The 20638-nt window shown below is 55.5% G+C and carries 18 protein-coding genes and 1 pseudogene; 9 read left to right on the top strand and 10 right to left on the bottom strand.

From position 1 onward, the window contains the following. Positions 1-295: 295 nt before the first annotated feature. Positions 296-850: an SLATT domain-containing protein gene (locus L0U82_RS39965; RefSeq protein ID WP_442793596.1), complete on the top strand. Its 555-nt coding sequence runs from the start codon at positions 296-298 to the stop codon at positions 848-850. 392 nt (positions 851-1242) lie between these two features. On the opposite strand, the gene L0U82_RS04910 is transcribed toward L0U82_RS39965, so the two are convergent. From L0U82_RS04910 to L0U82_RS04900, 3 genes are read right to left on the bottom strand one after another with little or no spacing between them, the layout of a single operon-like run. Further along, on the bottom strand, positions 1243-1914 hold the full coding sequence (locus tag L0U82_RS04910) for a hypothetical protein (protein WP_233828876.1): 672 nt from the start codon (positions 1912-1914) through the stop codon (positions 1243-1245). Positions 1915-1925: 11 nt separating this feature from the next. Continuing rightward, complete coding sequence (locus L0U82_RS04905; protein WP_233828875.1) at positions 1926-2822, bottom strand: glycine zipper family protein; 897 nt, start codon at positions 2820-2822, stop codon at positions 1926-1928. A 25-nt stretch (positions 2823-2847) separates the two neighbouring features. Next, a complete protein-coding gene (locus L0U82_RS04900) occupies positions 2848-3405 on the bottom strand; it encodes a PAAR domain-containing protein (protein ID WP_233828874.1) in 558 nt (185 codons plus the stop codon). Positions 3406-3962: 557 nt separating this feature from the next. On the opposite strand from L0U82_RS04900, the gene L0U82_RS04895 reads away from it, so the two are divergent. After that, positions 3963-4379: a hypothetical protein gene (locus L0U82_RS04895; protein WP_233828873.1), complete on the top strand. Its 417-nt coding sequence runs from the start codon at positions 3963-3965 to the stop codon at positions 4377-4379. A 147-nt stretch (positions 4380-4526) separates the two neighbouring features. Here L0U82_RS04895 and L0U82_RS04890 read toward each other — a convergent pair whose 3' ends face one another. The 4 genes from L0U82_RS04890 to oxlT form a co-directional block, all read right to left on the bottom strand. Continuing rightward, a complete protein-coding gene (locus L0U82_RS04890) occupies positions 4527-4958 on the bottom strand; it encodes a PAS domain S-box protein (RefSeq protein WP_233828871.1) in 432 nt (143 codons plus the stop codon). 103 nt (positions 4959-5061) lie between these two features. After that, entirely contained in the window at positions 5062-6312 is a 1251-nt protein-coding gene (gene frc / locus L0U82_RS04885; RefSeq protein WP_233828869.1) for a formyl-CoA transferase, read from the bottom strand. 25 nt (positions 6313-6337) lie between these two features. Beyond that, positions 6338-8080 carry an oxalyl-CoA decarboxylase gene (oxc, locus tag L0U82_RS04880; protein WP_233828866.1) on the bottom strand — a complete coding sequence of 581 codons (1743 nt, stop codon included), beginning with the start codon at positions 8078-8080 and terminating at the stop codon, positions 6338-6340. 64 nt (positions 8081-8144) lie between these two features. Further along, on the bottom strand, positions 8145-9476 hold the full coding sequence (oxlT, locus tag L0U82_RS04875; RefSeq protein ID WP_233828864.1) for an oxalate/formate MFS antiporter: 1332 nt from the start codon (positions 9474-9476) through the stop codon (positions 8145-8147). Between the two features lie 518 nt (positions 9477-9994). Here oxlT and L0U82_RS04870 point away from each other — a divergent pair. The 3 genes and pseudogenes from L0U82_RS04870 (at position 9995) to L0U82_RS04860 (ending at position 12883) form a co-directional block, all read left to right on the top strand. Beyond that, positions 9995-10384 (top strand): hypothetical protein, encoded by a 390-nt coding sequence (locus tag L0U82_RS04870; RefSeq protein ID WP_233828863.1) that lies wholly within the window; start codon positions 9995-9997, stop codon positions 10382-10384. 348 nt (positions 10385-10732) lie between these two features. Continuing rightward, positions 10733-11833, top strand: a pseudogene (locus tag L0U82_RS04865) (glycosyltransferase); the annotation flags it as partial. Positions 11834-11941: 108 nt separating this feature from the next. Beyond that, positions 11942-12883 (top strand): ATP-grasp fold amidoligase family protein, encoded by a 942-nt coding sequence (locus tag L0U82_RS04860; protein WP_233833127.1) that lies wholly within the window; start codon positions 11942-11944, stop codon positions 12881-12883. A gap of 21 nt (positions 12884-12904) precedes the next feature. On the opposite strand, the gene L0U82_RS04855 is transcribed toward L0U82_RS04860, so the two are convergent. From L0U82_RS04855 to L0U82_RS04845, 3 genes are all read right to left on the bottom strand, one after another. After that, positions 12905-14008 carry a GNAT family N-acetyltransferase gene (locus L0U82_RS04855; protein WP_233828862.1) on the bottom strand — a complete coding sequence of 368 codons (1104 nt, stop codon included), beginning with the start codon at positions 14006-14008 and terminating at the stop codon, positions 12905-12907. Positions 14009-14026: 18 nt separating this feature from the next. Next, positions 14027-15025 carry a glycosyltransferase family A protein gene (locus L0U82_RS04850; RefSeq protein WP_233828861.1) on the bottom strand — a complete coding sequence of 333 codons (999 nt, stop codon included), beginning with the start codon at positions 15023-15025 and terminating at the stop codon, positions 14027-14029. A 915-nt stretch (positions 15026-15940) separates the two neighbouring features. Next, entirely contained in the window at positions 15941-16528 is a 588-nt protein-coding gene (locus L0U82_RS04845; protein WP_233828860.1) for a hypothetical protein, read from the bottom strand. A 387-nt stretch (positions 16529-16915) separates the two neighbouring features. Between L0U82_RS04845 and L0U82_RS04840 the strand changes: the two genes are divergently transcribed. From L0U82_RS04840 to L0U82_RS04825, 4 genes are all read left to right on the top strand, one after another. Continuing rightward, positions 16916-17527, top strand: a complete 612-nt coding sequence (locus L0U82_RS04840; protein ID WP_233828859.1) for a hypothetical protein — start codon at positions 16916-16918, stop codon at positions 17525-17527. A 2-nt stretch (positions 17528-17529) separates the two neighbouring features. Next, complete coding sequence (locus L0U82_RS04835) at positions 17530-18327, top strand: hypothetical protein (RefSeq protein WP_233828858.1); 798 nt, start codon at positions 17530-17532, stop codon at positions 18325-18327. Between the two features lie 547 nt (positions 18328-18874). Further along, positions 18875-19231 carry a DUF7079 family protein gene (locus L0U82_RS04830; RefSeq protein WP_233828856.1) on the top strand — a complete coding sequence of 119 codons (357 nt, stop codon included), beginning with the start codon at positions 18875-18877 and terminating at the stop codon, positions 19229-19231. Positions 19232-19675: 444 nt separating this feature from the next. Then, positions 19676-20455 (top strand): YkgJ family cysteine cluster protein, encoded by a 780-nt coding sequence (locus tag L0U82_RS04825; protein WP_233828854.1) that lies wholly within the window; start codon positions 19676-19678, stop codon positions 20453-20455. Positions 20456-20638 lie beyond the last annotated feature (183 nt).

Below are 20638 nucleotides of genomic sequence, written 5' to 3'. Positions count from 1 at the left end.
GAATCAGGTGACCATGCGGCCGTGTTGTTCCTTGTGGCAAAACAAAGTAATTTTCAGCTTACATACTCAGCCGAGGGAACAAGTTGGCGTATACCTTAGGTCGGATACATGCGACCGATTTCTTTTCTCGATCGACGCAAAATTCGTCAAAAATTCAATATTGACTCCAAGAAATCGCAACGGAAGAGCTATCTGCTAATATCTGGCGCCAGATCTCTTGCACGAACCTCTGGCAAGGAGATTTTTAGAACCAAACCGTCAACTGAAAAGAACCGAAATCTCAGAGACCAAAGTTATGCCCAACGACAACATCTGGTTCACATATAAGGCAAGAATACGTGCTCACGACCGGCTCGCGAAAAACGACTTCCATAGCCAGAGCCTTCTTGTCTGGTACGCGTTCAGTGCCACGGTGCTAGCAATACTGACGATCCGGTATTCGCAGATTCTAGGGCCGAACACTGACGTTGCCGCAGCAGTGCTGTCGACAGCATTGCTGATTGTGTCAATGATGGTCACCGGTCGCGATTTCCGCGGTCGATCGATAGAAATGCGGCGAAATTATCTCGCGCTCCAGGCTTTATATTGGAAAACGAAGCACGAGACGCCAACCATGACGATATCCGACGTCGATCGTGAATACGAGCGGCTATTGGACACGGCAGAAAATCATGCGCATATCGACGATATATGCGCACGAGTCTTTGGGACCGGCACTCTTAATACCCGTAAGCCTACCAGTCGTGAGATTATTCTGGCATACGGCTATATAACTCTGCGATTCTTAATTTTGACCGCTGTTTATCTACTCCCTGTACTAGTGACTGTGTGGGAGTTATCAAAAAAGTAAGCAGATACCCGCGTTGCTCCATTGCCGCGGGTCACGCTTCGCGCTTGGAAATTCGCTAGCGCGGCAAGCACCCGTTCGCTTTCAGGCAACGGCGACGTCCGAACGTCTGCAAAGCGGCATGTAGCTGCCAAACGCATACGACTACCGCGATGTCGGCTATGTCCGATGACCTGCCGACTAACATGACCACCCGAATGCTCGGAATGTCTTGAATGCGGTCTTTGAGTACACGTGGGCTCGAAGGAGCGTTTCGGGCCAATCAGCGCCAATCGCGTAGGACACAAGTCAGAGCAACGCATGATCTTCTAGCAACGGGGCATCTCATCACGATCGGCGTTCAGATTCCTGGTGTCTTGGCCAGTTCCTTTCCTCTTCTGCTGAGCCGTTCATTGTCAGTCGCGCGCCCTCAGATCCCGAAATCTAAGCCCGTCAACCCACTCCAGCCACTCACTCTCAGACATGTAAGCCATGGTCTCCCGCCGCTTCCTTTCGAGAAAGTCAGACTGCTCCTCCAGACTGAGTGCCCCCCAATATCGGTCCCATATGTGCTGATACCAATATTCGGCGTTGCCCTGCAAAGAACCCACGACCGGCCCAAGCTCATAGAATGCAATCCACGGACAAGGTGGGTTAAAACCAGCGTTCACGAGCCGCCCAATCAGCGCGACATCGTTAGTCAGGAGCCGCATATTGACCCCAGCAAACTCCTGGTCATGCCTGACTAGCGTATGCGAATCACCCTCCCTGTAGTGCTGCCAGTGCATTTCATCGCAGCCATCACGAATAGTCATGATGTAGCGTGGCAACTGATTCACTTCGATAGTCTGATATACGAGCAAGGCATTGACACCAATATCGCGCAGACTACGAATCTCTATATATGCGGGCAGATCGGCGGGCAACATCGGAATCCCGCCCGCTGCAAACGTCTCCTTGAGTTTGTCGATGTCGAGCCCAAAGACATGCTCAATCGCTTCCACCTGCCTCTTTCCAGCCTGCGAAGCAAAACGCCGCTCTTGTCGCTTGCGTCCGATGTCGTCGATCATTCTCTGCAATGAAAACACGTTGACTCCTGTCAATGCGCTGGGATTTGTGCGGCGGCAAAACTTCCACCGAGATAGCCGATCGCCCCAAAAACGATCCCGCCAATCAGGCCGGTGATTACTGCGCCTGGTCCAGTCTCGACACCAATCACCGCGCCTGCCGCTGCCCCTATTCTCGCTCCAGCTATAGCGCCACCCCAACCGCCCATCTGCCGCACGACTTCGTTTTCAATTGGACGAACCGACGCCGCCTTAAATGACTCATTGGTCGCAACCGAAAGATCGTAAGCCGTGAACGCAATACTAAGCACCTGAACTACCCGAGCATACTTCACCACACTAAATGCTTCGCCTAGCCCCTGCGGTGTGAATACGCCCGATGGTGGCACACTCGGATTCGGCTGAATGAGAATTTCCTTGTCTAGCGCCTCTGAATACCCGCGTATTGTTGCGATTCGCTTCTTGAGGTGGGGGTTCTGTCGAGCATATTCATCCAGCGCATCACGAATTTCCTGCCCGGTGACAAGTTTCGCGCCGGACCGTTTGGCCTTCGCAATGTCGATATATACGGTTTTTCCCTTAAAGCGGGTCGCGCCGTCTGGGAAATCTGAACTGGTTGATGCAAAGCCTGTGATTTTCTTCGCGCCCATCACATGCTCTGCGACAGTCGCGTCTGAGCCTGGCGCCTTTCCCCACAAGCCGTATTTCTCCGGGTACACCTCCCGTAAGTCTCCCAACTCACCAAGCTTCAGCTCTTGAAGATAGGGATTGTTTACGTCGGTGTAGCATTGACGAACGAGGAAACCGTCCCGTCCTGGTTCATCAACGACAACAAAGACGAATACTTTCGCGGGCATGAGATGCCCAAGAACATCATACTGAGAATCCGATTCCCGATTGGTTGCGGTTTGATAAACGTAATTCCCCATTATCGGTAGTGCTCCCGTACTTCGGTCACAGCGCGGTCTCCCAACGTTCAAGTGCACGAATCCCAATCGCGACATCAAGCCTCGCAGCGCTATCGGTATAGATGCGTGGACAGTAGCCAAGGGAATCCGTCAGCCCCTTATAGATCGCGCCGCTCGCTGTCCGTATGTGATAGGGTGCGCCGGAAATCGGGAGTCTGTTTGCATCGACAACACGCACACGTTCATCAAAATCTCCAGTCGGCTCTGCCAGCCGAGCTTGGCCGTGCGTGTCATATCTCATTGCCGGGAGTTCGTGCGCGTCGAAACTGTGCGATGAATGACTTTGTGATGCTCGGATCAGGGGCGGAGGAACGCACCTGCATAAACAGATATCTCCGTCTAGCGCCTGTTGTTTCCCATACATGACCGCGTGATGACGTGGCCCCTGCGGTCCGATATGACCAACAGACCCGCAACCGTTGCACCAGATCTCGGCCCCGATGTAGGTCATCGGCACACCATGATCCGTGCAGTTCTCAATTCCCTGCGTGACGATACCGCCATTGGTAGATTTATCGCCCTTCCTGAGTATGTGGCGTTTCACTCCTCCTCCCTTTGGTACCACAACGACCACGGAACGCTGCTTCCGTAGTCTCTTTCCATTTCCGTTAGTCGATCATTCAATCACGAATAGATGGGCAAATTAAAAAGAGACAGAGAGACCTTGACGAGAATTAACAAAGCGGTGGACTGGCGCAATCACATGACAACGTGATTCATGGCAACGATCGTGCCGTTCGGCGTGATTGGGAGCTGTCGTCAGCGTTCAGTCCTACGTCGCCTTATCCAATCGGCTAACCCTTGGAATTCAGCTCCAAAGCTTAAATACAAGATAGATTTCCCACCGTATAATCACTGCGTCGTTGGAAAACATCCAGCGACCGGGTTTGACAGCCCGTCGTTCCAACCGCACGCCCGCCTAGGCGGGTGTGCGTCTAACCCTGCACGTCTATATCTCAATGGGCGGGCTGTGGTGCAGGAGCCGCAAGGCTCGCCGGATTGTTGGAACGCCGGTCTGTCAACTGCATCATGTGCCCGCTCACCCGTCTTAAAAAAGCGAGTGTCCGGGCGATCTTGGAAGCAATAGGGAGAGATCGCATCATGACCAAATCCATCAAAAAACGAAGGGCTTCACGCCCCCCTGTCGACGCAATCCAGTACGAAAAACTTGCCCTTTCCGCATTCGACTTATGCGATCGTCAAGTGAATCAGCTGGACACCCTGATCACCCTCGTATCGTCGATGTGCGGCAATCCCACGGTAACTCGCGAAGAAAGACGCGACCGCCAAGTCCTTCTCGAATTACTCCTGGACACAATAGAGCAGAACCAACAGGAACTCGAATGCGACCGTGAGCTATTCCAGGTAATCGCTCTCGACGCAAAGGGCGTCCCACACAGCCGAATCACCGCAAGCCATGCGGCGAAGCTGCTCGCCGAAGCATCGAAAAGAGCGCAGCGCACGAAAACACCAGGTATCGGCGTGACTACTCCGCAACGGCCAGCTAAACCGCACTAGGCAATCAGGCAAGCCGAGGCGCAATTCATGTAATAGCCGGTCAAGCCGGTCATTACGTCGCGTCAATGCGTCTGCGGTAAGGCAACCCTATCTCAATCGCCCCCCTCGTCCGTCGCGAACAGTACACGCGGCGGACGAATACACCACTCACGCACCCGCCGCCGCCTCCAACTCCGCAAGCCTCTGACGCAACAAGCGATCCTCTTTAAAACGCACGGTTTCGTCACGAATCACCGCAACGATGCCGTTGAGTTCGTTCTGCGGCGAATGCAGCAACGCAACCGTAAAGGCGATTGACATCGACCGTCCGTCCTTATGCACGGCGGGGACCCGCAGCACGTCATTGCCGTAACGGGTTTCGCCCGTTGCCATGGTCTTGTGATAGCCGTCCCAGTGTCGACCGCGCAATCGCTCCGGAATGATCAGGTCCAGTGAATTGCCGAGCGCCTCGCTTTGCGTAAAGCCGAACATGCGTTCGGCCGCGGGATTCCAGAAGGTGATGCTGCCGGCGGCATCGGAGATGATGATTGCGTCGCCGATTACGTTGGCAAGTTGCTGAAAGTCGATGGCAGTTTGCACGGCGCTCCTCCAAGAAATGAATACACATCTAAATCGAATAAGGCGCCGTCAGAGGCGCCTTATGTGCGCATCAGAGTCAGATTCCCCGATGCGCGTGAAGCCGTCAAACCGCCCTGACTTCGCGCAGATTGAAGATCTCCTGCTTGCTGTAGCCAAGGCCCGCCAACACTTCGTCCGTATGCTCCCCGAGCAGCGGAGATGCAGTGACCTCCGGCTTCATGTCCGAGAATTTGATCGGGCTGCCGACAGTCAGATACGAGCCGCGTGTCTTGTGCGGTACCTCGACGATCGTCCCGCTCGCCCGCAATGAAGGATCGTTGGCCAGTTCCTTCATCGTCAGCACGGGCGCACAGGGAATATCGAACTTACGCAAGATGTCGACCGCTTCGAATTTGGTCTTGTCGGCGAGCCACGCCTCGATGGTTTTGAAGATCTCGAAGATATGCGGCTGACGCGCTTCAGCGGTTTTATAGGCCGGGTCATCGATCCATTCGGTCTTGCCGAGTGCTTTACAGATCGGCTCCCATGCATGGCCCTGGATCGTGAAATAGATGTAGGCATTCGAATCCGTTTCCCAGCCCTTGCATTTGAGCACCCATCCCGGCTGACCACCGCCGCCCGCGTTACCGCCGCGTGGCACCACATCGCCGAATTCGCCGTGCGGATACTGCGGATATTCTTCGAGATATCCCACGCGCTCCAGCCGCTGCTGATCACGAAGCTTCACGCGGCACAGGTTCAGCACGCTGTCCTGCATCGACACTGCGACCTTCTGGCCCTTGCCGGTTTTGTCGCGCCCGAGCAGCGCAGTCAGAATGCCGATCGCGAGATGCATGCCGGTGTTGCTATCGCCGAGCGCCGCGGCGCTGATGGTCGGCGGACCGTCCCAGAAGCCCGTGGTCGAAGCCGCACCGCCCGCGCATTGCGCGACGTTTTCGTAGACTTTTAGGTCGTCGTAGTGGTGACCGTCGCTGAAGCCCTTCACCGAGGCGACGATCATCTTGGGGTTGAGTTCGTTCAGACGTTCCCACGAAAAGCCCATCCGGTCCAACGCGCCCGGCCCAAAATTTTCGACCAGTACATCGGATTCGCGAATCAGCTTTTCGAGTACTTCCTTGCCTTCAGGCTTCTTCGTGTCGAGCGTCAGTGACTTCTTGTTGCTGTTGAGCATCGTGAAGTACAGCGCGTCCGCATCCGGGATGTCCCGCAACTGGTTGCGCGTGACGTCGCCCGACCCCGGCCTTTCGACCTTGATCACGTCGGCACCGAACCATGCGAGCAACTGGGTGCACGCGGGGCCGGCCTGAACATGAGTGAAGTCGATGATCTTGATGCCTTCGAGAGGTTTGGTCATGTTGGTATCTCCTTGGTTCGTCCGGTTACTTTTTCATTGCCGCGCTTTGCGGATTCAGATTGGTTAGGCGGCCGCTTTCGGTGCCGGCCGCTTCGTCGATAACGGCATTGATCAAGCTCGGTTTGCCGGACGCGATCGCCTCGACGAGTGCCTTCGTCAATTCTTCCGGCGTGCTCGCGTGGTAGCCGATGCCGCCGAATGCCTCGATCATCCTGTCGTAGCGCGCGCCCTTCACGAACACGGTAGGCGCAACGTCCTTGCCGCCGGTCGGGTTCACGTCGGTGCCGCGATATACGCCGTTGTTGTTGAATACGATCGTGCAAACCGGCAGATCGTAACGGCAGATCGTTTCGAGTTCCATGCCGCTGAATCCGAATGCGCTGTCGCCTTCGATCGCGACCACCGGCTTGCCTGTCGTCACCGCCGCGCCGATAGAGAACCCCATGCCGATACCCATGATTCCCCACGTGCCCGAATCGAAGCGCTTGCGCGGCTCGGCCATGTCGATAATGCTGCGCGCGTAGTCGAGCGTGTTGGCGCCTTCGTTGACGACGTTGATGTCCGGGCGCGTCTTCAGCACGTCGCGGATCGCACGCAAAGCACTATGGAAGTTCATCGGAGATGGGTTCTTGTCGAGCATCGCGGCCATCTTCGCGAGATTCTTGCTCTTGCGCTCGGCGATCGCACCGGTCCACGCGACGTCCGGCTTGACGAAGTTCGCATCGAGTCCGGCACGCAGCGCCGCCACGCACGAGCCGATATCGCCGATCACCGGGGCGGCAATCGCGACATTGCTGTCGATTTCGGTCGGCGAGATATCGACCTGCACGAACTTCTTCGGCGCCGCCCCCCACGTGTTGCCCTTGCCATGCGACAGCAGCCAGTTCAAACGCGCGCCGATCAGCACGACAACGTCGGCTTCCTGCAGCACGAACGAGCGCGCTGCCGATGCGGATTGCTCGTGCGTGTCGGGCAACAGGCCCTTGGCCATCGACATCGGCAGATACGGAATGCCGCTTTGTTCGACGAAGGCGCGGATTTCCGCGTCAGCCTGCGCATACGCCGCCCCCTTGCCGAGCAGGATCAGCGGACGTTTTGCGCTCTTCAGCACATCAATCGCACGCTTGACCGATTCCGGCGCCGGCAACTGACGCGGCGCGGCGTCCACCACTTTCACCAGCGACTGCTGCGCCTTGACGGCGTCCAGCGTCTGGGAGAGCAGCTTGGCCGGCAGGTCCAGATAGACGCCGCCCGGCCGGCCCGATACCGCGGCACGGATCGCACGCGCCACGCCGATACCGATATCCTCCGCGTGGAGCACGCGATACGCTGCCTTGGCGTAAGGCTTGGCCGCGTTCAACTGATCCATCTCTTCGTAATCGCCCTGCTGCAGATCGACGATTTCGCGTTCGCTCGACCCACTGATCAGGATCATCGGGAAACAGTTCGTGGTCGCGTTCGCGAGAGCGGTCAAGCCGTTGAGAAAGCCCGGCGCCGACACGGTCAGGCAGATCCCCGGCTTCTGCGTGATGTAGCCGGAAATCGCCGCCGCGTTGCCTGCGTGCTGTTCATGACGGAAGCCGATGAAACGCATCCCCTCCGCTTGTGCAAGCCGCGCGAGGTCGGTGATGGGAATACCGACCAATCCGAAGATGGTGTTGATGTCGTTCAGTTTCAGCGCGTCGATGACGAGATGAAATCCATCGGTCGTTGCGCTCGCCTGTTGTGGTGACGTGGTGTCTGTTGTGATCTGGTCGGCTTCTGCCATGACATCTCTCCTGGGTAGCGGGGCGTGATCAGTTGGATCGTGAGCGGCGGGCTCACGGAGTCATTCATTCAGACGAGCCGCCAGACGACGGTTGCAGCCGTACCTCGGCGACGGCCACGCCGGCGGGCGCGCCTGAGTTTTCGATCCAGCGCTTTCTCATCGGGGCGAGAATGAATTTCGCGGACACGGCAGCCGCGATCGAGATCACCGCCGCTGAGATAAACACGGTGCTCCAGCCACCGTTCGCGGACAGCACCGATGCAACCGGCACCAGCATCGAAGCAGTCCCTTTGGCGGTATAGAGCGTCCCCGCATTCGCCGCGGCGTATTTGCTGCCGAACGTGTCCGCACAGGTCGCCGGGAAGATCGAGAAGATTTCGCCCCAGCAAAGGAAGATGGCGGCGGCGAAGAACATGAACGCATACGGGTTATGGCCGAACTGCATCAGTCCGAGCAGCGCGACGCCTTCGCCGAGAAAGATCATGAACATGGTGTTTTCACGGCCAAGGCGGTCCGATAGAAAGCCGCACAAAGGGCGAGTGAAACCGTTGCACAGATTGTCGATGGACAGCGTCATCGTCAGAAGCGGCAGCGTGATACCCAGCAGGCTGACCGGCATTCTGGCGAAGCCGTATTCCTTCGCGATCGGTCCGAGCTGAGCGGTCGCAATGATGCCGCCGGCCGCGACGAATACGAACATCAGATAGAGCACCCAGAACAGCGGCGAACGGATCATCTCGCGGGACGTGTAGTCGACCTTGCTCGCGACAATACGTTTAGGCGCGACCGCGTACGCAGGTGGTTTGGGTCGTACCAGCAAGGTGGCGAGCAGCAGGATGCAAAGTCCCTGGAAAATGCCGAAGAACATGAACGTGTGCTCGTAGCCCGAGCGCTGGATCATGTTGGCGATCGGAATCACCGTGACCGCCGCGCCGGCGCCGAAGCCTGCCGCCGTCAAGCCGGCTGCGAGACCGCGCTTGTCCGGAAACCATTTGAGCGCCATCCCGACGCACGTGCCATACACACATCCCGCGCCGATACCGGAAATGACGGCCGCGATATAGAGTTCGGTGAGACTGCTTGCATGAGCGTTGATCATCCAGCCGATCGCCGCGCAGAGCGCGCCGCCGGTCACCACTGGGCGTGGTCCGAACTTGTCGACGAGCCAGCCTTCTACGGGAACGAGCCAGGTTTCAGTAACGATGAAGATGGTGAACGCGGTCTGGATTCCCGCCTGGCCCCAGTGGTGAGCGTTATCCATCGGGACGACAAATAGCGTCCACGCGTATTGCAGGTTCGCGACCAGTCCCATGCATAAGATGCCGATCGTGAGTTGAATCCACCGGTGATGCCAGAACGCTGGACGACCGCTCGCCGATTCGTTGGAATGTCCCATGTCTTTCGTCTCCTGTATTTTCCGTCGCGCTCGAGCGGCGCGTTGGACTTACGTGATCGAATCGCTTCGTCGCGGGTATGTCCACGAACAAGGAAGCGCCAATGGTCGGCCAGAGAAAAGCGCACTAACGAAAGCTGTTACCCGTTGAACGCACAACACAATGAGGTGAAAGCTATTGGACGTGCAGCGGGCGTGAGGGGATGCTGCGCGAGAATGACAATAAACGGAAGTTAAAACATTTTATGGTTTGCATTAGCAATTCGTAATGCAAGAGGCCAGCGCCTCCGACGACGGGCCTCCGCCCCCGTGTGTTCGAAGCCGTGAACGTCGTCGGATTCCATCTGATGTTCAGCTAGTGGGTAGAGCACCGCGAAAGCGAGTGCTTTCCGTATCGAATCTGCAAGGCAGAAAATTACATATATAAATAAAGAGCTATCATTTTTCGAAAGAACTTTAATTATTCTTTGTCTAGTCGCTCTTCTATTCTCGATCGTGCCATTTGCTGGAAGGAGACGACGATGAACACCTGTCAATTCCATACGCGCGACAGCGCGCATGATGCGGAAGTCGAGGCGCAACTTTGCGCCTATAACGCCGCTTTCGAAGAACTCGGCCTGCGCTTTCGTTGGGATGAGCGCACGCTGATGTCGCTGTCCGCGATTCACGACGAACAGGAGCAGATTGCCGCGTACATCGAGATGCATCATCCGCACTTGCTGAAGGCGTATAGCGCCGAGTTCCTGAGTCTGGCTATTCTCGACAAGAAAAAGGCCCGCAATCCGTCGCGCTTACAGATGCACGTCGATAGCGTACCGAATCCGGCCCACGTGATGTCTCAATCGCAGACAAGCCGCCGGTCCGAGCACACGTCGTATGAATGGGAGTTGCCAGCGCTGGTTGGCGTGTAGATTGCGCGTCGCTGCGACTTGCAACACTTCCGGCTGCTCGTGCAGCCTCCAGTGCGTTGCATTGGCCAGTTGAATCCGCACCAGTTGGCGGACAGTCGATCCCAAGCACAGCCGGTATCCCTTGGCTGAATCTGCCGCCAGTTGTCAGAGTTTTTCCGCCATCGACCGTCATTTCCAGGCAATTGCTCCTCCCCACAAACTAACCTCCCAGTTAGTCATTCGATCCTCGCTGGAATCATGCTACGCTGATTCATCACATCATCGGCGCGACATTGATTTCCGCATCGCGCCACAAAAGCTGCATCTCTGCTGCCCAGAAGATTTTCGTATCAGCTCCCAACGCGTCCAATGACGAGGAGGCGACTCATGCGGATACTCATCATTGCGCAACGCTTTCCCGTGCTTTCCGAGACGTTCATCGTCGAGCAAGCGAGGGCGCTGCGCGATGCCGGTGCCGATGTCACGATTCTGGGTCTCACGCGCGGAGACGACTCGCTTCCCCGGTCAATCGGGAGCGAGTCTCTGCCCGTCGTGACTCCGAGTTGCGGCGCGAGTCGAGCCGCGAAAATGTTTGCTGTTGCGCGGCTCGCTTTTCGCGGACTTTCCAATCGACGCGCATTCCGTGCAAGTCGAGTCGCGGCCCGAGCCGCATTTCGGCGGCAGTGGGCAGCGGCAGCCGATATTGCGCGCGTCTGGAGTATGAATGCGAGCCTGGAGTGCGACGCAGTCATCGCACACTACGGTATGGTCGGTGTTCGTGCGCAATATTTGCGTGAAGCAGGACTGGTTTCCGGAGCCCTTGCTACCGTCTTTCACGGCCATGACGTGACGAGCCGTAAGTTAGTTGAATCCTATCGCCAGGATTATCAATGGCTTTTTGTACATGGCCAACTCTTTTTGCCCGTGAGTCAGTTCTTTGCAAATCGCCTTCGCGATTGGGGGTGCGATCCCGCAAAGATCCATATCGGCCGGATGGGCATCGATATCGACAAATTCCCGTTCTCGTCGCGCCATCCGTCATCGACTACGTTGAGCATTCTGCTCGTCGGAAGAATGACAGAAAAGAAAGGTATCGAGTATGCGATTCGGGCTATCGCATCTGTCAGTTCATCGGTGAAGCTGACCATCGTCGGTTCAGGTCAACTCAAAGATTCACTGAGACGCCTGACGGTCGAACTGAAGGTCGAATCGCGCGTCCGCTTTCTGGGGGCACTGCCTCATCAGAAGGTGCAGGCGCTAATGAATGAAAGCGACGTCTTCGTGCTGCCCTCGGTGACTGCTGCGGATGGCGACATGGAGGGCGTGCCGGTAGCGCTGATGGAAGCGATGGCCTCCGGCGTAATAGCAGTTTCGTCACGTCATGGCGGCATTCCTGAGCTGATTGATCATGGGGTATCAGGCTTTCTCGTGAATGAGCGCGATTCGGTTGGCCTCACCAAAGTTATCGATGAAATCGCGTCAGGCGTATACAACCTGGCGGAAGTTGCAGCGAACGCACGCGTTAAGATCGAGGCGTGCTTCAACTCGCGCATTGAAGCACTCACGCTTCTCGATAGACTGACTGCCGTTTGCGATGACAATCACGCTCTTCCCAGCGAGCAGCCGCATCATCCCGAATCGCCGACCCTCACTCGCAGGTTCAAGGAAGCCGGCAAATCACTTTTGCCCGATTCCGTGTTTCTTCGCCTGCTTCACAAAAAATGCATCGGGCGTTTCCCGCGACTGCACAAGCCCGTGACGTTCAATGAGCAGATACTTCAGCGCAATCTGCGACCCGATCCGCGTTACGCGATCTTGAGCGACAAGCTGGCTACACGTGCGTACGTCGAGAGAAAACTGGGCAGTCAACATGTTGTTCCGCTGATCGCAGCGCCTGCCGATTTCAGCCGCGCAGTCTACGATCGACTGCCGGATCAGTTTGTCATGAAGGCAACCCATGGCAGTAGTTTCGTCAAAATCGTCAGAAGCAAATCCGAAACGTCATTTGACGAGTTGAAGCAGCTTGAGGAGAAGTGGCTTGCCACGAATTTCTACCAGGTTGATCGGGAGCGGCATTACCGGGAGATCAAGCCCCGCATCTTCTTCGAGACCCTGCTGCTCGATCGCGACGGACACATTCCGGCGGACTTCAAAATTCATTGTTTCTCGGGACACCTCGGAAAGCCGGTGATGTACATCCTCGTCATCAGCGACCGGTTTGGTAACAACACCCGTGGAGACGTGTACGACGCCAACTGGAAGCGCATGGAAATCGCCGTGGGGCCGTACAGGCGGAGCGATCATCTGTTGGCGCCGCCCGAGAACCTCGACGCGCTTCTGCAAGCAGCCGCTACTCTGGCGAGCGACTTCGAATACGTTCGCGTCGATCTTTACGCCTTTGACAATCGACTCTACTTCGGCGAATTCACGTTCACGCCGGGCGCCGGTGTATTGCCTTTCACGCCGGATCGCATCGACTACGAATGGGGAGAATTGCTGAGCGCCGCGCGCGGCGTCTGAGTTCGATTTCCTGCCCGATCGTCATCGTGGCGGTTCACTAGGGTCGCCGCGCGACCGCGCGAATCTGCTGAAATCGGTGATCGCCTTCACACCGTGAAGGGTCGTGCGTAGAGCCTCATAGAGAGGCATGGTCCGCTCAACTTCGAAGCGCCGGACGAGGCGGCCGCCAAAACCTTCGAGAAATTTAAGGATGCCGGCCGATGAAACACCATCAAAATCGAAGCTAAGGCCCCGTTCTCCCGCTATACACATGGCTGACCATATCAGCAGGCTGACAGCGCCGCCGTGCGCATCCTGACGCCGTGTAGAAAGGAAGTAATACATCCTGTGCGTTTCCAATAGCAAAGCAGTCGCGGCAACCAGCGCGCCGTTCGAATCGAAAGCGCCAAGCAGTGTGCAAACTCCGCGAGTCATCGCTTCATCAAGCAGACGCCGCATCGTTGCGTTCTCGTGCTTATTGTCAATCTTGCGCACGGCGAGATTGGCGTTATAGAAACTGAGGAACGCGTCCGTGCTATCGATCGGCCGGACCGTCAGGCATTCTCGCGCCCTGCGGATAGCAGTGCGCGCCGCGCCTCGCAACGCTGCAAATGCAGTCGCCTCGTCCGTCCAGCCGGTCGAGACAAGCGTGAACGAGATGCTTACGTTAAATCCTTCAAGGCGGAATGCCAGCGCCTCTGCGTCCGACACCCGTGGGTCCATGATCTGACGAAAATGGGCATATCGCGGGAGTTGTGTGATCAGGTCGCGTGCGATGCCAAGACGCTGACTCCAGTCCCGCTCACCAGCGCCGCTCTGGTGTGGTCTGATGACCGGTCCGAGCGTCCGGGTAAGCGGGGGCAGCGTCGAGATTTGCCACAGTGCCTTCTGGGAGAACGCATATGGCAGCTCGCCGACTACCGTATTCCCATGCTTGATCTCCACCACGCGCCATGCGCCATTCGTGGCCGCTTCGAGCCACCAGGGTTCGTGAAAGATCGAACGCTCGGACAACCCTGACGTGAGTTCGGGTTTCGTCGAGCTCACAAGCCTGCCCTTCCCTTCGTTTCTTGTGTCGGACTGCTGCTTGCGAGTAACGAGTGCGTGGCGAATTCCGTGTTCGGGCAGACTGAGATCGTCGCGCATTAACTCTCCATTCCACTTCTAACGGGTTCCGTGACGAGCCATCGGATTACTGATGTACCGAACTGCGAAGTCGGAGATAGGCGAATAGGGCACAAGACATAGACTGGACAGTGTGAGCGTTCCGACTTTCTTGGTAATGCTCCAGAACGGATTCGCCACGATCGAATGCAGATACGCGTGCGAATCCCTGAACATCCAACGCCATCTGTTCGTCAACGACGCGCGATAGACACTCGAGCAGAAGTACGCCTTTTCGTGTGCGAAATCGTGGAAGTCGGGCGGCAGTTGCAATCCCAACCGTTCCGACGCAATTTTGCGCAAGGTCCGCCAACGCAACGTGAAGGCTTTAGGCGCTTTGTTCGTATCATCGGAGTTGGCGAATGACGCACCTTCTCCATGTTGTACCCGATACCCGCCGAGTGACTTCGGGATGGTCGAGATGGGGCCGACAAGCGCTGCGCCATAAATCGCATAGAAATCCGCGCCGTATCGGTTCTCGGGTGTCTCCGGGACTGGAAAGATCTGTCTTAATGCACTGACGTTGTATGCGTTCCCCGACGCGGGAGGCGACGGGTACAACCACCCGCCCAGAAGATAACCACGACAGTCACCGTCGACGCCCGAATGAGGCACGTATACGCCGGTAAGCTTGCTCGCCTGGTCGATAACGTCCAGTCGGAACTGCACTTTCGCCAGATTTTCCTGTGTGAAGCGCTGCATCACTTCAGTCACGGCGCCCGGATAGAGCACATCGTCGGAATCGAGGAAGAGCACGTAATCGGTCTCGACCAATTGAAGTCCTAGGTTGTAGGCGGACACCTGTCCGCCGTTCTCCTTGAAAACGGAAGTGATACGCGCGCCGTAGCTTTCGACAATGGCGCGCGATCCATCCACCGAGCCATCGTCGATGAGTATAACTTTCGTATTTGCGTAATCCTGTGCGAGCGCTGAATCGATCGCCTCTGCCAGAAACCGCTCATAGTTGTAGTTGCAGATCACAACGGTCATTTCTTTCATGATGACTCACGCGGAAGAGTAGATCTGACTTACTGGAAATGCGAATAAATAACTCTCGACGGCGGATCAAGGTGTTCTCAGATATCCAGAAAAGGAGAAGCCCAATCCAGGAGGAGTATCCTCAATCACGTTTCGTATAGGACGCTCCTGCGCGTCGACCTGATCCGTGCGATCAGGAGATCGGAAACCGTGCCGCTTACATTCTCGCCGCTGTTGACCTCGGAAATCAATGCGACGAGTCGTTAGGCTTATCTTGCTGCGATTGGCGGAAATCGCCAGATACGCGATCGTTGCCAACGCGACCAATGCCGCGAGGCGGCTGTTTGATAATCCGCCTGCCGCACTAAAATCTCTCGGATTCGATAGGCCGATTGTAAGCGCCCTTAAAAGCGTAGGCCGGGACAGAATGCGCGGATCAGCTGCGGCATAAAGTCGGTCAGTTATGTCCGAAATCGTTGAATGACCGGCTCAATGTTGGAGGGAATATTGCAGGATTTATGTTTTTATTCAAAAGGTGACGAACACGGGTTTGGACCTGGCAGGAACAGGCCTGCGCGGGTATTTTGAAAAACTTTTCACGTTGCAGACCGGATGCGGTCAATAACTCTCGCTTAATTACGCCATCGCTCGGCCATAAGGGTGGTCGCTCGATAGGGATCAGCGGACGTTCCCGGTGCCAATCACGATGATCGGTAACCGGGTCGTGCGTTCGGTGTTCAGTGTCCGCTTTTATTTATACCCAAGGGTGAATCGCTCGTTGTGGCGTCGCTGCAAACCGGGTTGCAGCGTGACATAAGCGCGAGCTAGTCCCCAGTTTCTCTGCTGCACTATTTGTTGTCGCGGGCGCTGTCAATGCGTCGAACCATGTTGCAAAGCGCGGTCGAGGTGCTTGTCGACAGACTACTGGGCTTTCTGCTAACGCGACAGGAGAACAGTAGCGATGAAATAAAGGGCGATGCATCCAATCATCGCCACGCCGGTGTAGCGTGCCCAACGCTTAAGCGACCATCTCTGCCATGCATAAACGTTTATCGCTAGCGCCAAAGTAGCAGGGCCGAAAATACATGCGTACAGAATGAGCCAGTTGTACAAGGGAAACGGGCACTTTCCAAGTTCGTTACAGCCGTGCGTAATCTTGTGCGGAGCACGAAACCAGCCGAAATGGCTTAGTACGATCAGGCAGAGCCAAGTGATACCTAGCCCATATCCGAAGCCTGCAATGCCGGCCGCGAGTCTCTTCAATTTGTCTCCCAAAAGAGAATTTTGTTCGAATTGCGCAGATCGGAGAAACCAAACGAGTACCCAGCAAAAAGCGACTTCACGCCAATCATTCGACCAGTCGTCGCGATGGAACCTGGCGACCCTCTGATCGTCAGGCGCGTGCCCCTCCAAAGGGCCGATGTGACCATCGGTTGCACTCACCTCCTCTTCGCTGTCACGCATCCAAAGCATAGAAACTGAATGATCCCCGTACGAGCACGGCGAACTTATTTCTACGATCATATGCAATGTCTCGTTGGTCAATCATTCAGCCACGAATAGATAGAAAAATTGGAAAAAGACGGAGTTATCTTGACGAGAATTAACAAAGCGTGGACTGACACGAGCGCACGACAACCTAGTACATGAAAGCAATTACGTTAGCGATTCCGCTCATTACATGCATCGCTGATTTCTTTCCGCGCACACTCAACCAAACACGCGTGTCGAATGAGATGTTTCTTAAGTTTTGTGAACTACTTCCCAAATTCAACTATCTCAATTTGATTCTGTTGACCTCAATAGCTTTAAATGTTCTGCTAACGCATTCGCAAGCGAATCAGCAAACAGGCTCGTACGCTTCGGCACCGATCCAGAGAACGGTCGGTTCCTTCCATCGTGGAGTAAAGCATGCCAGGAATTTACTATGCTGCGGTCGAAGATGATCCGCTAACGAGCGGCGAAGGCAGTCGTGTATTTGCATACGAACAGGTTGGCACAATTCAAGGGGAAGACGGCAAGCGCCGTCGCATGGCCTTTACTGGAGACGATGCATATTGTCCCAAGTGCAACAGCACCGGCGTTATTACCTACGGCGTGGATCTCAGCGACGTGCGCCGCCTGTTTGATCGCGCCAATAATCGTCGTCAGGCAGTTGGTGGAGATATGGTTCTGTGCAAGTGCGTAGATCATCCACGCATCATCGCTACGTATGGACGTAAATGGATGATCCGCGATCAAGGCGTGCCAGGGACAAACAGCAAGTCTGTCGCACGAGCACCGGCTGTCAATCATTGGATCAGCTTTGCCCTGACGGATCTAGGAAGTCACGAAGGGTTGCAATGTATCGCGTACTTCGCCGACGGAAGTCAGCAGAGGGGGACGTTCGATGCAAATAGCGCCGTGCGATTCGAACGTGCCGATAACGGTAATCTTTGCACACACATTGAACTACTGTCCGACAACAATGGGAGCGACTCTAGCTCAGTCACGGAATCTCTTCTTTCAGCAATCAAGGGGTAATCATGTCGGAAGTTCAAACGAGTTCGTCGGTCATCATTCAGGGTCCGTTTCAGATGAAGCGGGAGCATTCGATCACAAATGACTTTCTTCAAGCGTCAATAAATAGCTACATGGCCGTGGGAAATCGCATTGCTTACGACATGATCAGCGACGAGTCGGTCAGAAGACAATATCAGTCGCATATCAAAATTATTTCCGAGGACATCAGAGCAACTGTTGCTAGTGGAGAAATGACTCCACTCGAAGGAGCAAAATTTTGCAATCAGATCCGGGACAAGTTATTTGTCGAGTATCGCAGGTATACATCGGCACAAGGTGTCGCCGCTGCCGAGGAAATTAAACTGAAGGCAAAGGAATTTGATTTCTACCTCAACAAATATGCCAAAGGAAGATACAACAGGCAATTCATAGATTTATCTGAAAGCGAGCGTGCTGCTGTTTACTATGACGTAATTTCAGCATCTGGTAGAGATAACGCCAAGGTAACAACAAAGTCAGTGCGATTGATGAAGCAAGCAAGGTCTATGGTCTTGATAACTGGCGCTGTCGCTGTTTGGGAAATCACTGATGCCAAAAATCACGTAAAGGAGGCTGCCCGCCAAGGCAACATCATTGCCGCTGGCATGATTGGCGGTGGAGTCGCTGGAGGTGCCGTGTCGTTTCTTTGTGGTCCAGCAGAACCCGTATGCGCGTATGCAACAGTTACAATTGGAGCCAACCTGGGCGGCATGGCAGGTTCGGTGATTACTGATCTGTGGGACGAGGGGCTGCAATTCTTTAAGAGCTTTGTGTGGAACTGAGGAAGCATGATGCGAGAAATTGGTGTTTGGGTCCTCTTGATTATTTTCATTCTCTCATTGTGCTGCGTGTTCATTTCTATCTCTAGCATTCGACTCTCTCAAATTGAATGGTGGCTTGGACACGACGACACCGAAGACCACCCTCGCGGGAAATTTTCATTCATTCGATCGGAATCGTTTTTTTATATTTCCATATGTACATTTGCATTGTCCGCAATAATTCTGCTAAGCATCTTTCGCGATTAAGTTCGAAAGCATGGTACGTGACCACTATCCATCGGCCACGTGAGGGCTGACGGAACGCCCAATCGGATTAGCGCAACAGCACCTCAGCCGAGACAGCCCACACAGCGCTCTACCGTGCCGTAAGAAAGCTACAGATCAACTTGAGGAGCCTTCAACTTCTTTATGCCTTCGTTCTTACGGCCTTGCTCAATCTCACCATTGACGCAGACGTATGGTGTAACGCCAACGGTATTCAAAGTCGATCATCCAACCCCGACTTACAAGAGCTAAATACAAGACCTTCGGAAGGAAGAGAGATTTGATGGGCGACCAAGATCGAGAATTCATCTGGACCGTCTTGGCCGACACGTTCGCAAGTATCCCATTGAACAAAGAGGCAATAGATAGGTTACGCAAACTTCCTATCGGCGAAATTAGGCGAATCTTCTTCCGCGAGGTATCCGTTGCATGTTCATTTAACTTGACGGTCACCACACCGGAGATTGACGGCTTCGATCCGCAGTGGATCAAAGCCGAAATCTCTCGCATCTTGGAGGACAGAAATTCCTCATTTCTTAGAGGCGTTGAATTTGAAGCTAAAGCACTGTTTTCCGGCTGCGTTTCATTTGGACTATGGCGCAGTTTGAAGAAATTGCTCGAGAGCCAGGAATCAGACTGACGATGTGCTATTCCGCCGCTTCGGCGGGAGCAACATCATTGTCGCTGACGTGATTGAGTGGAGGTGCTGGAGGCGCCGTGTCGTTTCATATTTGCCCCCCTTCATCAGCAACATGAAGGAAAACAGAAAGGAAAATCGAATCTAGCTCCACGTCCGCCTTATCCCCCACACCTCCAGCAACCACCCAAATATCACCATCCCGAAAGCAAACATTCGCTTAACCACGTATGCTTTGCCCTACCGGGAGAAAAGCACTTTTCAACCCGTAATAAATCGAGCACGCGAAAAGAAGCCCCCCACCTGTCATATCCGCAACTTTCAAACGACTCAAGCGAACCGCCTGCGCCTCGCGATCACCATAACGAGAGAGCACTTGCTCCCTTACATGACCGCAAGGCAAGAACCTGAACCATCTCCCCTCGCTTGCCGAAAGGACCGTTTGGAATGACCGCCGACTTCGATTTCCAATGCACGATCTGTGCAAAGTGCTGCCACGACCTGCGCCTACCGCTTACAGTTAGCGAAGCGCTAGCCTGGCTCGAACGGGGTAACGACGTCCAGATCCTCTGCGACGCATCCCCCTGGCTAGAAGAACCACCCGCGGACAACCTGCAGGCCGCCTACCGCCGCCGCCGCACGTTTGCGACAACCAGCGGCACATTACCCACCCGCATCGCAGTCATCCTGACCGCCACATTCGCAGGCCCCTGCCCGAACCTCCAGCCGGACAACCGCTGCGGCATCTACGATCAAAGACCGCTCACCTGCCGCATCTATCCAGCGGAAGTTAATCCTTTCATCGAACTGACACCCGAGCACAAAGCCTGTCCGCCTGAAGCGTGGACACCCGGACTACCGCCACTCTTGCGCGCCGGCAAACTCGTCGACGAAAGCGTTCACGCAACGATCCAGCAATCACGCGCGCTCGCCGAAAGCGAGGTCCAGGCCAAGCAACAGCTATGCGGCCTACTAGGCATCGACCACGCAGCCATCTGGAACGAAGGCTTCGTCGCCTATTCACCGGCCTGTGCCGATCTGCTCACAGCGCTGCGTCAACTCAGTAACGGAATCCCGACGCCGCCACCTTCCCCGGCCTGGCATTTCGTGTCCAACCGTCGAACCACGGTCGAAGCCCTCTCGACAGTCGGCGCATCCAGCTCGGCCGCCCAAGCCAACGACACCACGCACTTCGAATACCTCGGATTCTTCCCCGCATCCGAATAGCCCCGCGCTCCAACGCGTCGCAACGAAAACGAAAACGCGAACGCAAACTCGGGCGCAACAGCAAACCCCTCCCCAATTAGAGCCCCCCATCGGTCAAACCACAGCGGCGCATCACGCCGCTGTCATATGGCATTGGGAAGATCGCCAACGCCATCGCGCCCCGCAGCGTCGAGCAGCCTCTGC

The organism is Paraburkholderia sp. ZP32-5 (assembly GCF_021390495.1).
In the GTDB taxonomy this organism is placed as follows: domain Bacteria; phylum Pseudomonadota; class Gammaproteobacteria; order Burkholderiales; family Burkholderiaceae; genus Paraburkholderia.
Note: the sequence above shows the minus strand (reverse complement) of the source record. Positions and strands in the feature narration are given on the sequence as shown.